Below are 13,593 nucleotides of genomic sequence, written 5' to 3'. Positions count from 1 at the left end.
ACACTTGTTGATAATCTCACCTACAGTTGTTTTTGATACATCGGTAGCTTCAGCAATCTCACGGTATGTAAGATGCATTTCCTTCAAGCGAAGGATTTCTGTAATTATCATTGGTTCTAGACACCTCATTTCATTACCTCCTTAGAATGTATATACATACATTCTAAGAAAGCGATTTTAAGATGTCATCTTGTCCGGATAATTTAGGAACGTTGTCCGTAAGTTATAGGAATGCTTGTCCGGATATTTTAAGAATGTTTGTCCGAGTGTTATAAGAATGCTGTCCGGATGTTGCAAGAATCATCAAGAACAATTTAATACTCAATTAAGTGCCTTGGAAATTATTAGGATAAATTTGGAAAAACCGTATTTGATATTTAAAAAGGCATCCTTTTCAAAAGAATCGGATGAAGAGCATGAGAAAATTGATTTTTCTTTTGAAAAGAAGGGTAGAGGTTGCAATGAATTTTCCAAATCCGATTATTTGCTGAGAAAATTGGTTTTAGTGACTTTCGTTACTAATAATCACCATCTTCGGAACTGGTTAAGTCGATTCGCTATTGTGATGGATTGTTTGACGGGGGATGAAGATGTTTTTTTATTGATAAATATTTTTGCTAACAACCGAATTCGAGGATGAAATGCTGAAAAATGGCAAAAATAGACAAAAAAGATGATTTGACATTGAAAACTCGCAACAACATGTTATAATATTGGTGTGTTTCAAATAAAGGAGGATTATTATGTTATTACAGTTTTCAGTGGAAAATTTTAGATCTTTCAAGGAAAGAACTGTTTTATCATTAGAGGGTTCGTCAGATAAAAATTTACCAAATAATGTGGTTGGATTTGATAAGGGTAAAATATTAAAAGTGGCAGTGGTTTTTGGCGCAAATGCAGCAGGGAAAAGTAATTTGTTTTTAGCATTAGCTGCAGCAATTATTACTGTAAAAAGATCGGATGCCAGACAGGTTGGAGAACCATTATTTTCAATTGTACCATATTTGTTTGATAATAAATCTGCGAATAAACCCACTTCTTTTGAATTCGTTTTTGTTGCGGAAGGGAAAAAATATGTTTATGGATATTCAGCTACTAATCAAAAAATATGTACTGAGTATTTATACGTATATAACTCTTCACGTCCTACAACTATTTTTGAAAGAGATGAGTCTGCTGAGGAAAAATATACATTTACAAATCAGGGGATAAAAGCAAAATTGAAACCTCTTACCGAGAGAAATACGGAAAATAAATTATTTCTTGCAACCGCAACGGCATGGAATGCAGAAGAAACCAAAATCCCTATGATGTGGATTGCAAATTCTATAAATACCTATGATTCAAATTATGAGAATGCATTAAATATTATAGGAGATATGTTTGAAAATGATACAGACAATTCACTAAGAAGATTTACAAATAATATTCTTAAGGAAGCTGATATAAATATTTGTGATTATGAGTTAGAAAGTAGAGATGTTCCTCTTGAAGGTATTCCATCAATTTTATTAGCCAAGCAACATGGTACAGTACCCGAAATACTAGGTAAAGAGTATAAAATAACTGCAAAACATATTATTGAAGATGAAAAAGGAAATAAAACCATATTTCCTTTGGGTATGCAGCTAGAGTCACTTGGAACTCAAAAGTTATTTTTCATGAGTCCAATTATAAAAAAGGCATTTGAGACAGGTGAGACGGTATTTATTGATGAATTTGATAAGAGTATACATCCAATGCTTGTTTGCTATTTAGTAGGATTGTTTAATAATCCAGAAGTAAATATGAAAAATGCACAATTGATCATTTCTACGCATGCCATGTCCTTGTTAAATCTTAATGACTTAAGACGAGATCAGATTTATTTTGTAGAAAAGGATCGAAAAACTGGAGTTTCTGAATTATATTCATTAGATGAATTTTCACCAAGAACAAGAGAAGATGTTAGAAAAGCATATTTGCTTGGAAGATATGGTTCTGTTCCAGACTTGGGAATGGGGGATGGACTATGGGATTAAATAAACATGGTTATACTCCTAAAAAACGTAATTCAAATAGTCGAAAACGAAAAAAGATTATTTTCATAGCCACTGAAGGTAAAAATAAAACTGAGAAGCTATATTTTAAAAAGTTTAATAGCGACAAGGTTCAGATTATATTTTCAAAAGGTGGAGCAACAGATCCTGTTAATATGGTGTCAGAATTATTGTCTGAGTGTAAAGAAAGAGGATTTGATTCTAAGGCTGGAGATGTGGCATATTGTGTTCTGGACTCGGATTTTGATGCTAATAAGAATAATCAATTGGCATTAGCTGAAAAAAAGCTGTAAAGAACAATTTGTCTATGATTGTTTCTGGACCTTGTTTTGAAATATGGTTTCTTTGCCATTATGGATATTCTACTAAGGTGTTTAGTAAAAACGAAGATGTAATCAATGAATTAAAAATGAAATTACCAGAATATGATAAGAATAAGGAAGATATGTATGAGTTACTTCAAAAAAAGCAGGATGAGGCTATTGTGAATGCAAAGAAGTTAGAAAAATATAATATGCAATGTGGAAAGATTCCGCATACGGTAGAATTTATGCCAAGTACAGATGTGTATCGTATTATCGAAACTATTAGAGAAGTAGAAAATGTATAGAGATGGAGGCTTGCTTCCGTGATGAAGGATATACAGTTGAGTGGCGTGTTATTAATGCTGCTGAATATGGATGTCAGCAGAGACGACGTAGAACATTCATCTTTGCATATTAGGCTTACAATAGCTAGTGCAGCTCCTTTTAGAGTTCGTGCTTTGATACATATTATAAATTAGGCTAGTTTTATGTAGATGTGAAAAATATTTGTGGGAGAATATATTTGCCATGGGGAAAAAGAAAAATAATATTTCAAATTCATATATAGAATCGGATGAGACATTTGCATTTGTTACAGGATATACAGAATGTGGATTTGCCTATGGTGTTACGTGGGAAGAGATAGGAGGCAAAGCAGGTATCCACGAAATAGATAGAGATGGTACGAAAGAAGATTTGCCATTTGATTAATGGATAAAATGTAAGCTGACTGGCTCAATATATACGTATTATTTAAAGGAGAAGAATACCATGATAACACCAGATAAGGTTCAGCAGGCAGCCGAATTAAAGGAAGAAGAGAACTATAGGTTCCGTACATTTTTAAAAGGCCATGCGGATGAGGAAAAATTGGATAAACAGTTCCTTGAGTTACATAATGAATTGTTTTCAGATTATGATTGCAGTAAATGTCGAAACTGCTGCAGGCTGTATAAAGGGAGTATACCAGCTGAGGATATTGAGAATGATGCGAGACATCTGGGAATATCAGAAGAACAGTTTATTGATTTTTTCTTAGAAAAGGATGAATATGGACTAGAGTATCAAACGAAGCATAAGCCTTGCGATTTCTTGAATGGGGATGGTGAGTGTAAGCTCGGAGAATGTAGACCGGAAAACTGTAAGAATTATCCATATACCAATCAACCGGAAAGATTACATAGCTTACTTGGATTTTTAGATATCATATCAATCTGCCCTGTTGCTTACGAAATATTTGAGAGATTAAAAAAGGAGTATGGTTTTAGGACAAAAAAATAAGTATTTGTACTTGAAATCTTGAGGGACAGGGCAGGAAAAAATATGAATTGGATGAATTTATTTGAAAACCATATATTAAACCGGGGTATGATGTATTGCGAAGACGGTAAAGTAATTGATTTTGAAGTCTTAGAGAATAGGATTGAGGCTGAGGTTGCTGGAAGTGATTATTATCACGTGTCTATTGATTTAGACGGAGAGGATATCATAGATATGACATGTGATTGTCCATATGCTGCAAAAGGGTATAATTGCAAGCATATGGCAGCAGTGCTTTGCGAATATGAGGGATATTTAGAGAGGAATGAGGATGAAGAGGAAAATGCTATATCTCCTATGTATACTTTGAGACAAGAAGTAGAGGCGTTGGTAGATAAAATTCCTGAGCAAGATGCCAAAGAACTATTGGTTCATCTTTTAATAAACGATGATGGCTTGAAAAATCGGTTGCAGTTAAAGTATGACTTTAAAATGACAGCGCAGCTAATGGCAGAATTGAAAAAGGAAATAAAGTCTATTTTATATCAATATAGTGGACGAGGCGGCTTTATCGATTGGAATAATGCATACGGTTTTTGTTGTGATTTAGGTCGATTTTTGGATGATAAAATACCCTTTTTGATGGAACATGGTTGTTATTTGCAGGCTTTTGAGTTGGTGAATATTGTTTTTTATGAAGTCGCAAATGCTGATATGGATGACTCGGATGGTGGGGCAGGAATGGTGGCTCAAACCTGTTATGATTATTGGAAAAGCTTGACATTAAATGCTCCAGAAGAGGAGGTATTAGCTATTAAAAAGTGGTTTCTAGTGAATAAGGAAACTGACTATGTAGTTGATTATATGCAGGAATATATTGATGAATTTTATGAACAGTTTTTCCTCTCGGAAGATGAAATCAAAGAGCGGATGGAAATCTTGGATGATATTATCCAAGAGCATAAAATGCAGAATGATGCTGGAGCTATTTATTCAGTAAGATATGGGTATCAGGATGTAGTACTGTTAAGGTTAGAATATATGAGACAACTACATTTGTCCGACGAAGAAATCTTGGAATTTAGAACCCAACATAGACATTTTTCTAGCGTGAGAGAGTTGGAGCTTGAAGAAGCACTTGAGGCTAATAATCAGCCTTTGGCATTGCAAATATTAGAAGAAAGTAAAAGGCTGGATAAGGACTGTGCAAAGAAGGTTAAGAGATATAGTGAACAACTTATTTCTTTATATGAAGAACTGAGAGATGAGGACAAATATACCAAAGAGCTGATTTTTCAGCTTCTTCACTGCTATCAGACAGATTTGACATATTATAATAAGTTGAAGAAGTGTATTGGCTCAAAAACAGAATGGAATAAGTTTATAGACTCGATATTGGAAGCAAGTGATAATATTTATTTTATATGTGATATATTAGCTCAGGAAAATAAATATGAGAAGCTTATGAAGATTGTGGAAGAAAAAAATAATGTAGCTTTGCTCGACAAATATGAGAAACAAATGAGGAAGGAGTTCCCAGAGAGAGTTATTCGTGTTTATGCTAATTATATTATACATGAAATGGAGCGAGCTAGTAGCCGTGGACGATATAGGGAGCTAGTACAATATCTTAGAAAGCTTGCTAAATGTGAAAATGGAAAAAGTGAGGCTGATAGAATCGTTCAAAAATGGAGAGTGGAGTACAAGCGCAGGACTGCGCTGATGGATGAATTAAGGAAAGTGGGATATTAGTGCTGGGAGTCAAAATGAGAGTTAAAGTTAAGCCAATTCAACCAACACCTGCTTTGTCTGGAATAGATGCAAAGAGAATTATTGCTGAAGTAAAGAAAGTCCCTTCTAAGGAGGCAATCGACAGGAATAAAAGAATGCTTGAAAAAGTTAGAAAGGCGATGAGTAAGTAATGCGTTACCTTACAGAAGATAAAGCAGATGAACTTTTAGATGCTGTGAAGATATTGCCTATATCTGATGAAGCGGTTGGTGATATCTCACAGTATTTTTTGACTCTGGAGAGGCAGAGGAATATGCATCATTTATACGAGATGATGCCTTAGCACTGGATGAATTGTGTGTTTTTAAAACCTATGTGATGGTTCATAGAAAAACAAATGAGCTTGTTGGTTTATTTACACTATCAGCAGATACAGTTCGCCTGACTGCTGATAAGAAAAGTGGAATCGAATTAGAAAATGTACAATTTATGTCGTTGCCAGCAATAAAAGTTGGAAAGCTTGCAATTTAACAAGAAACTAAGCTGTGAAGCACGGATTTTTGCATAAAGGAATTGTGTACCTTTATGCGTATCCTGTTACTTACTTTTTTAGTGAAGTAACGGATTATCCGCACATTGTTGGCAATTTGCAGATTTTTGACAGAATGCTGTATTTATGGGGCTTCAGAGTTACGAAGCTTCGTTTCGGAATATTCGTGAAGGGGTGTTTTGTGAACATTATGAAATGAAGTGGTCCAACGAGTGGTCGCCATGTGGTGGACAAGGTCGTTGAATAGCTGCGGAATACTGATTTTACAAAGAATTCTGGTTGTGCGAAGCTTCGTAAATTACCAAGAATTGACCAGGAGAGCTGTCCGGTCTGTAAGAATAAAAACTTGCAAATAGGGATAAATGATTGTATCATAAAGCTGAAATAAATGATTTCAGATTTGTGAGGTGAACCAAATGGTATATGATTATATAATTGAAAATTACAAAAATGGTGAGCCGATATTTTTGACTGAGTTGCCAGGCGATTCAAAAGATTATCTTCGTCAGGAGATGAAGAAGCTTGTGGATGAAGGTAAGTTGGAACGTTTATATAATGGTGTATATTTCTTGTCTTATGTTACAATTCTTGGAACAAAAGGAAAGGTTTCAGTAGATAAATATATCGAGAAGAAGTATCTTGGCTTAGAAGAAAAAGTGGAAGGCTATATAACGGGATTACAGCTTGCAAATAAATATGGATTTACAACGCAAAATCCTTCTTGTTATGAAGTTTGTAGTAATGTAGCATCTACCAAACAGCGTAAGCAGGAGATAGATGGAAATACTATTGTTGTATATAAACCGGTCGCAGAGGTGACGTCTAAAAATAAATCAGCATTACAGTTTTTGGATTTGATGTCTGTGATTGACAAGTATAGTGAGATTTCCGGACAAGAATTAACTTCAAAGTTAAAAGATTTTGTTAACTCAGTAGATGTAGATTTTTCGGTTGTAAAAGAATACCTATCATTATATCCGGATAAAGTTTATAGAAATATCTATGAAGGAGGCTTGATGAATGAACTTGTATAAAGACGATAAAGGTGAAGTTATTATATATCAGACTGAAGATGGGTTAAGTAAGCTAGAAGTTAATCTTAAAAATGAGACTGTGTGGTTATCTATAGATCAGATGGCGGAATTGTTTCAGCGTGACAAATCAACTATTTCAAGACATATTAAAAATGTATTTGAAGAAGGGGAATTGATTCGGGACTCAGTTGTTGCAAATTTTGCAACAACTGCCAGTGATGGTAAAACATACAATGTCGATTTCTACAATCTCGATGTGATTATATCTGTTGGTTATAGAGTAAAATCTCAACGTGGTACCCAATTCCGTATATGGGCGAATTCTGTTCTGAAGGAGTATATCATCAAAGGTTTTGCCATGGATGATGAGCGCTTAAAAGGCAATGGTGGTGGAAATTACTGGAAAGAGCTCTTGGATAGAATTAGAGATATCCGTTCGTCAGAAAAAGTTCTTTACAGACAGGTCTTGGATTTGTATGCAACTAGTGTAGATTATAATCCAAGAAGTGATGAGTCAATACAGTTCTTTAAAATTGTTCAAAATAAATTACATTATGCAGCCCATGGTCATACAGCAGCAGAGGTAATATATGAAAGAGTAGATGCAGAGAAGCCATTTATGGGACTTACCTCATTTGCCGGAGAATTGCCTGCACTTAAGGATATAGGAATTGCAAAGAACTATCTAAAGGAAGATGAATTGAAAATTCTTAATAATCTTGTCTCAGGTTACTTCGACTTGGCTGAAATTAATGCTATTGAGCATAAGCCTATGTATATGAGTGATTATGTAGAACAACTTGACTCGGTTCTTTCGTCTGGAAATAGAAAACTGCTTGATGGACCAGGTAATGTTAGTCACGCGGAGGCAATTGAAAAGGCTAAGAATGAATATCGAAAATACCAAGAGATTACACTTTCACCTGTGGAAGAGGAGTATTTGAATACCATAAAGGACGTAGCAAAAACAGCTAAAAAGAACGCACGGAAATAAACATGTTAATGTTTGACTTATGACTCAGGAACCCCGAAAAGTGAAACTAGATGTTATATCAAAATGAGCCCTAATACTTGAATGAAGTGACACTTAGCCTTAAGTGCCTTGATTAATATAAAACAAACCCGTCCGGGAATGTCAATGACAGAGAAGATTACTCTGGTGATTGACGTGCCTGAGCGGGTTTGTTACGTCTAGGAATCGAAGTTCGATAGTGTTTTCATAAAAATGGATGTATCTGATATAAAAGTCGATAAAACACTATATTTACTGGATAGGGAGAAAACTGATGCATTGTCTGTTTTTAAGGATCCGGTCATAATATCAGCTTCGGTAGCAAGCCGACGACCTATGATTGCTTCCAGGGACGTAAACGACGTCCCTCCACGCTCAGAATCCAATCCGCTTAGCAGGTTTAGCATATTGCTTTGTTGCATTAACATCGAAATCGGCTGCTATGAGCGTACTGAGGGATTTCTTGTTGATGCGTTTACCAGCTGAATCTCTGATAATCCTGTCAGATTGTCGAAGCATAGCTTGTTCAAGAAGGTTTCTTGCAAATCTTCCGTTACCAAACTCTGCATTCTTGCAGGCATTTGCGAAAATATCCAGACACTTCTCCTGAGTGTCATCATCGAGCGGAGAGAATCCTTTTTCTTTTACCATGAGCATAAGGATGTCCAATAGTGCTTTTTCGTTATAATCAGGAAAATTCAGATGAAAGGCGATTCGGCTTCTTAGACCTTCGTTCTTTTGCAGGAAGTTTTCCATTTTTTCAGGGTAACCGGCAAAAATAACAATTACATCTTCCCTGTGGTTTTCCATCTCTTGCACTATGGTGTTGATTGCCTCGTCACCAAAACTGTTAGAATCATCCACTAAAGAGTATGCTTCATCGATAAAGAGAATCCCTCCCTGAGCCTCTCTGAATTTTCTTCGAACTGTTTTTGCGGTCCAACCGACATATTTAGCGATTAAATCAGCCCTTCCGCACTCGACGAGATTACCGGATTCTAATACTTCCTCTTTCTTTAGAATCTGTGCCAGTAATCTAGCTACCGTGGTTTTAGCACTTCCGGGATTGCCAGTAAATATCATATGCCGAGAGGAACCATAGGTATCCAACCCCATTTTGCTACGTGCTTTTTGTACCTTGGCAGCATTTATTATCTGATCCACGATGCTCTTTATTTCTGTTAAACCGACCATGTTTTGGAGCTCTTCATAAGGAAAGTCAGATGCTTTCTTAAAATCAATAGAGACCTTTTCGCAATTCCGATATGACTGATAAATTTTGCTTTTGAGTCCATTGCTGAACCATTTGTTATAGGTTTCATAAACTTCGGAAGCAGTGTAATCCTTTTTCTTCGGTAAAGCCTTCTCCAATTCTTCCGCGGTCGCATCAAACATAGACTTTTTGGTTAATGCTTTTAAGTATTCCAGGGCTCTTTTCCTATCTCCGCGACCTTCTTTGATCTCAATGATATGCAGATCTTCCTGCATTGTTGCAATCATAGGCTTTGAAAAACCGGGCTTTTCAGTTATTTCAACGAAAACAAATAGGGTATTTAGCTGGCATCTGTTGATTTGTTCCTCAAAATACTGAATAACCTGGTGATAGGAAGAGGCATATACCCCGTGATCAGCATCAGAGCCGGTCATCTCTATTGCAATAGTGGCTCCGCGGCTTGAACTGATTAGATGTTCAAGATCAGTTTCGTGATGGCATCCTTCTTCTATATTGCATATATAATTTGCACGGGTTCCCAGTAACCTTTCATTAGACCGTAATGATCTGACCAGTAGTTTTAGCATATCTTTGGCAGCCTCAACATTTGCTGCGGCAATCTTATAATGCACGGGATGACCATAGAATTTTCTTTCATTCCTGTCAGCGTATATTCTCGCGAGCTCATCAAGAAAACTTTGGTCGGCCATCATCATAGTAGCGTTTTCAAAAGCTTCCTCCTTGATCAGAGGCGTTGTGTCATACATATATTCCTGAACACTGTATTGATAATTATCGAAGTAATCAAATTCCAGGTCGTTGTAAAGATATCCGCGATTGCAAAACCCCATTTTGTCAGCACTTCTAATGAAGCTTATAAATTCTTTTACGCTGATTTCTCTAGAATTGCTAACCGACACTTTTGTGATAGAGTAGTTCTCAGCAAAATGATTCCGGATCCAATCTTCGCATTCCTTCACAGAAACTTTATCCTGGTTGCAGACCATGATAACTTCCAATGTCCCCTTTCTTCCCGCAACTATTTGTACTGAAAGATTTCCGTCAAGGCCACATTCTGCACCAAGCCGATCATTTGCATCAGCAATGATCTCTTTCAGCTTTTTCTCATCTACTACCGGGTTTAGAGTGTCTTTGTCATCCTTTTTTGTTTTTCCTGAACAGTATTTCAAGGTTGTGTTATATATAATCATAAGCTTCCTCCTGATGTGATAACATTTGATTATCGTTTGATTATCGGGGTTTGATTATCGGTTCGTAAGAGGATGATAGCGCATGTATATGAACAAAATAATGCACATAAAATTGGATACGTCCCCAAAGCTGTGATTGATGTATAGTTGTAGCGGAAGTATAATGAAAATGTACATAATAATGCACCCCAACACTGGTAATCTGTAATCAGCAAGGGCAAATCTATCTGAAAGGAGTAGAGCAAAATGGAGAAACGATATTGGTTACATAGGATTTCATATAAAATGGAGGTTTCGTATCCACTTCTTGACATGGGATACTTATCTATTGGCTTTTCGGATTTCCTTCATAACGCGGATTTCTTAGGAAAAATGATTGGACAAACGGAAAACAAGTGGGAAACGTTTGAACAGGAAAACAAATTGCTTTGGGGAGATAAGCTTTATAGAACCAGATATAATCTGTGGCGATTTTTGTGTGACTTTTCAGAAAATGATTATGTGGTAGTTCCTTCTGGGGGAACATTTTCAGTATATAAAGTGGATGGAAAACCTCAATTTGTAGGTTCTGTAGTAGGAGAAGGTATCAAAGACTGGAACGGGAAAAAAGTGGTTGCCGGTGGAGAAGGTAATCGATACATTCTTGATGAAGAGGGCAAGGTTATAGATCTGGGTTTTGTTATTCCGGTTAAGGAAGTTGAAAAGGATATTCCGAGATCTGACTATGCCAAGAATGATCTTCTTTCCAGAATGAAAATCAGGCAGACAAATGCAGATATCACCGATCTTTCCGAACTTGTTGATATTGCCATAGATAGATTCCGTGAGAAGAAACCTTTCAATATATATTCTGAAACAATCAAGAGTCTCTCGGAACCACTTAAAGAAGTGATTGATAATATAGTTGATCATAATCAGTTTGAACAATTGATAAAATGCTATTTTGAAAAAGTTGGAGCTGATCATGTCTATATCCCGTCAAAAATGGATGGAGATGGTGAGGCAGATGGAGATATTGTTGCAAGATTTGATGCGTTAAAGCTGGTTGTTTATGTCCAGGCGAAACATCACAAAGGAAAAACCGGGGAGACAGCTGTAGTACAGATATCAGAGTATACAGATCAAAAACAGCAAGAAGTGTTTGATTTGGACTATAATTCCGTATCTTGGGTTATTTCTTCGGCTGATGATTTTTCTGAAAAAGCTCAATCCCTTGCAATTGAAAGAAACATACGACTTATCAACGGAACTGAGTTTAGAAAAATGCTCATTGATGCGGGGATGGCAAGAATAGCTTCAGAATTCTCAAAGTAATAGCGTGATCATGAGTGCAATTGGATTGAAAAGGAGCGTTTATGTACGGAACTGGCAATAAGAAAATGCTTAATATGCTCATATTAGAGATACTTCAGAAGTATTCCGATGAAAACCATGCATTAACACAGCAGGAGATTATAAGATTGCTTAAGCAGAATTACGCTATGGAGTGTGACCGGCGTTCTGTTAAGAACAATATACTTTCGCTGCAGGAAATGGGTTACGACATTTCTTTGGAGAAGGGATACAGACTTATGTCTCGTGACTTTGATGATTCGGAGCTTAGAATCCTTATAGACAGCGTCTTGTTTTCTAAATCCATCTCCACCAGGCAGGCGAAAGGGCTAATAGAAAAGCTTAGGGATCATGCCAGCAACTATTTTAATGCCAAAGTATCGCATGTATGCAACCTTCCAGATCTTCCCCGTACAGCTAATAAACAGGCTATGTATGCCCTAGATTCGATAAATGATGCTATTTCAGAGAAACGCAAGATAAGCTTTATATACAATGAGATGGGAACGGATTTTAAGCTACACCCCACCAGGGAGGAGCCTTATGTTGTAAATCCTTATCAGATAGTTGCCAATAACGGAAGATTTTATATTATCGCAAACTATGATAAATACGATAATATCATTCATTTCCGCGTAGATAAGATGACTAATGTTCGGATTCTTGATGAAAAAGCGAAACCCATGAAACAGATACCTGAACTTAAGGATGGTTTAAGTCTCCCTAAACATATGGCTGAGCACATGTACATGTTTAGCGGGGAGAGCGTTCCTGTAAAGTTGGAAACCACCGAAGATATGATGCAGGAGCTTGTTGACTGGTTCGGGAATGATTTTCGTGTGGAGAAGATTGGAAATGGCAAGATCCGTGCAAGAGTCAATTGCAATGCTAAAGCCATGAGGTTTTGGGCATTACAATACGGCCCTTATGTTGAGGTTTTGGAACCGAAGGAAGTTAGAGATAAAATATCGGAAGACGTTAAGGTAATGGCTGAGAAGTATAAATAAACGGAGGTACCTGTTTTGTTTTGCGGTTGATTTTGATGGAACATTAAGCTTTATCCGCGGAAAATATATGTATTTCTGATACTACGACGAGACCTCGTAGGGATAGATATCTGTAGACATCTTCATAACGCTTATTGACCTTGACGGTTAAAATGCGTTATTACAACCGTAACGGAAATGTACTAATGCGGTAAAAAAGCGTTGTGCAGGAGGTATATTTATGTTATACGGATATTTGATTGAAAATTTTAAACCATATGAACCGATCTTCACTGCGGATATTGATATAGATATGGTGGGAAATTCTCTTCGTCCAAAGCTGAAGGAATTATGTGATTCCGGAAAACTTTGCAGATATGAGGCAGGGGTTTATTATTTGCCTGGGAAAATGAAGCTGAAGGGTTTAACTCCGATATCTGCTAGTGTTGTTGCTAGAAGTAAGTTTATTAATCGAAGAGGAAAGGTACAGGGATACTATTCGGGCTATACTTTTGCTAATCAGATAGGTCTTTCATTACAGGTGCCTTATGTTCAGGAAATTGTTACGAATGAGGCTAGTGCCAAGGTAAGAGAGATTGATATTAAGGGACAGAAATTTATCATTCGAAAGCCTAAGGCTGAAGTTACAGAAGAAAATGTATATACATTACAGTTTTTGGATCTCCTTAGTGATATAGATAAATATCTGGATGGAAGTTCAGAGAATATTCTTGATAAGTTAGAGAAACTCATTAAGGATGAAAAGATTACAAAAGAACTTATTGATACATACATTAGTTTGTACCCGACGAAGGTATATAAGAATCTTTATGAGACAGGAGTAGTATATGCTATTGCGCCTAATAACGTCGTACTTCCAAAAAGAGAGAGTTGACTACGACGAGGAGATAGGAGTAATT

The 13,593-nt window shown here is 36.4% G+C and carries 15 protein-coding genes and 1 pseudogene; 15 read left to right on the top strand and 1 reads right to left on the bottom strand.

What is annotated here, in order from left to right:
• The first annotated feature begins 743 nt into the window (after positions 1–743).
• The 12 genes and pseudogenes from BLS20_RS10505 (at position 744) to BLS20_RS10460 (ending at position 7,913) form a co-directional block, all read left to right on the top strand.
• On the top strand, positions 744–2,021 hold the full coding sequence (locus BLS20_RS10505; protein ID WP_090174328.1) for an AAA family ATPase: 1,278 nt from the start codon (positions 744–746) through the stop codon (positions 2,019–2,021).
• Positions 2,012–2,332 (top strand): RloB domain-containing protein, encoded by a 321-nt coding sequence (locus BLS20_RS14045; RefSeq protein WP_090174327.1) that lies wholly within the window; start codon positions 2,012–2,014, stop codon positions 2,330–2,332. The genes BLS20_RS10505 and BLS20_RS14045 overlap by 10 nt, the downstream gene beginning before the upstream one ends.
• Positions 2,333–2,346: 14 nt before the next feature.
• Complete coding sequence (locus tag BLS20_RS14040; RefSeq protein ID WP_090174326.1) at positions 2,347–2,649, top strand: RloB domain-containing protein; 303 nt, start codon at positions 2,347–2,349, stop codon at positions 2,647–2,649.
• Between the two features lie 11 nt (positions 2,650–2,660).
• Positions 2,661–2,756 (top strand): annotated as a pseudogene (locus tag BLS20_RS10490) (DNA cytosine methyltransferase); the annotation flags it as partial.
• A gap of 116 nt (positions 2,757–2,872) precedes the next feature.
• Positions 2,873–3,055 (top strand): hypothetical protein, encoded by a 183-nt coding sequence (locus tag BLS20_RS10485; RefSeq protein ID WP_090174325.1) that lies wholly within the window; start codon positions 2,873–2,875, stop codon positions 3,053–3,055.
• A gap of 60 nt (positions 3,056–3,115) precedes the next feature.
• Positions 3,116–3,625 (top strand): YkgJ family cysteine cluster protein, encoded by a 510-nt coding sequence (locus tag BLS20_RS10480; protein WP_090174324.1) that lies wholly within the window; start codon positions 3,116–3,118, stop codon positions 3,623–3,625.
• 51 nt (positions 3,626–3,676) lie between these two features.
• The gene (locus tag BLS20_RS10475) at positions 3,677–5,356 is read left to right on the top strand and encodes an SWIM zinc finger family protein (RefSeq protein WP_176762376.1); all 1,680 of its coding nucleotides are present in this window, start codon (positions 3,677–3,679) and stop codon (positions 5,354–5,356) included.
• A 14-nt stretch (positions 5,357–5,370) separates the two neighbouring features.
• A complete protein-coding gene (locus BLS20_RS13800) occupies positions 5,371–5,526 on the top strand; it encodes a hypothetical protein (protein WP_176762375.1) in 156 nt (51 codons plus the stop codon).
• Positions 5,526–5,678, top strand: a complete 153-nt coding sequence (locus BLS20_RS13795) for a hypothetical protein (RefSeq protein WP_176762374.1) — start codon at positions 5,526–5,528, stop codon at positions 5,676–5,678. Before BLS20_RS13800 ends, BLS20_RS13795 begins: the two co-directional genes overlap by 1 nt.
• A 35-nt stretch (positions 5,679–5,713) precedes the next feature.
• Complete coding sequence (locus BLS20_RS13790) at positions 5,714–5,866, top strand: hypothetical protein (protein WP_176762373.1); 153 nt, start codon at positions 5,714–5,716, stop codon at positions 5,864–5,866.
• 435 nt (positions 5,867–6,301) lie between these two features.
• The gene (locus BLS20_RS10465) at positions 6,302–6,919 is read left to right on the top strand and encodes a hypothetical protein (protein WP_090174321.1); all 618 of its coding nucleotides are present in this window, start codon (positions 6,302–6,304) and stop codon (positions 6,917–6,919) included.
• Positions 6,906–7,913 (top strand): virulence RhuM family protein, encoded by a 1,008-nt coding sequence (locus BLS20_RS10460; RefSeq protein WP_090174320.1) that lies wholly within the window; start codon positions 6,906–6,908, stop codon positions 7,911–7,913. The genes BLS20_RS10465 and BLS20_RS10460 overlap by 14 nt, the downstream gene beginning before the upstream one ends.
• Before the next feature lie 393 nt (positions 7,914–8,306).
• On the opposite strand, the gene BLS20_RS10455 is transcribed toward BLS20_RS10460, so the two are convergent.
• A complete protein-coding gene (locus BLS20_RS10455) occupies positions 8,307–10,355 on the bottom strand; it encodes an AAA family ATPase (RefSeq protein WP_090174319.1) in 2,049 nt (682 codons plus the stop codon).
• Between the two features lie 246 nt (positions 10,356–10,601).
• Between BLS20_RS10455 and BLS20_RS10450 the strand changes: the two genes are divergently transcribed.
• From BLS20_RS10450 to BLS20_RS10440, 3 genes are all read left to right on the top strand, one after another.
• Positions 10,602–11,669, top strand: a complete 1,068-nt coding sequence (locus tag BLS20_RS10450; protein ID WP_090174318.1) for a restriction endonuclease — start codon at positions 10,602–10,604, stop codon at positions 11,667–11,669.
• A 41-nt stretch (positions 11,670–11,710) separates the two neighbouring features.
• Complete coding sequence (locus BLS20_RS10445) at positions 11,711–12,694, top strand: helix-turn-helix transcriptional regulator (protein ID WP_090174317.1); 984 nt, start codon at positions 11,711–11,713, stop codon at positions 12,692–12,694.
• Between the two features lie 220 nt (positions 12,695–12,914).
• Positions 12,915–13,568, top strand: a complete 654-nt coding sequence (locus BLS20_RS10440; protein WP_090174316.1) for a DUF6088 family protein — start codon at positions 12,915–12,917, stop codon at positions 13,566–13,568.
• Positions 13,569–13,593: the final 25 nt, after the last annotated feature.

Source organism: Eubacterium oxidoreducens, assembly GCF_900104415.1.
Taxonomy (GTDB): Bacteria; Bacillota; Clostridia; order Lachnospirales; family Lachnospiraceae; genus Eubacterium_C; species Eubacterium_C oxidoreducens.
Note: the sequence above shows the minus strand (reverse complement) of the source record. Positions and strands in the feature narration are given on the sequence as shown.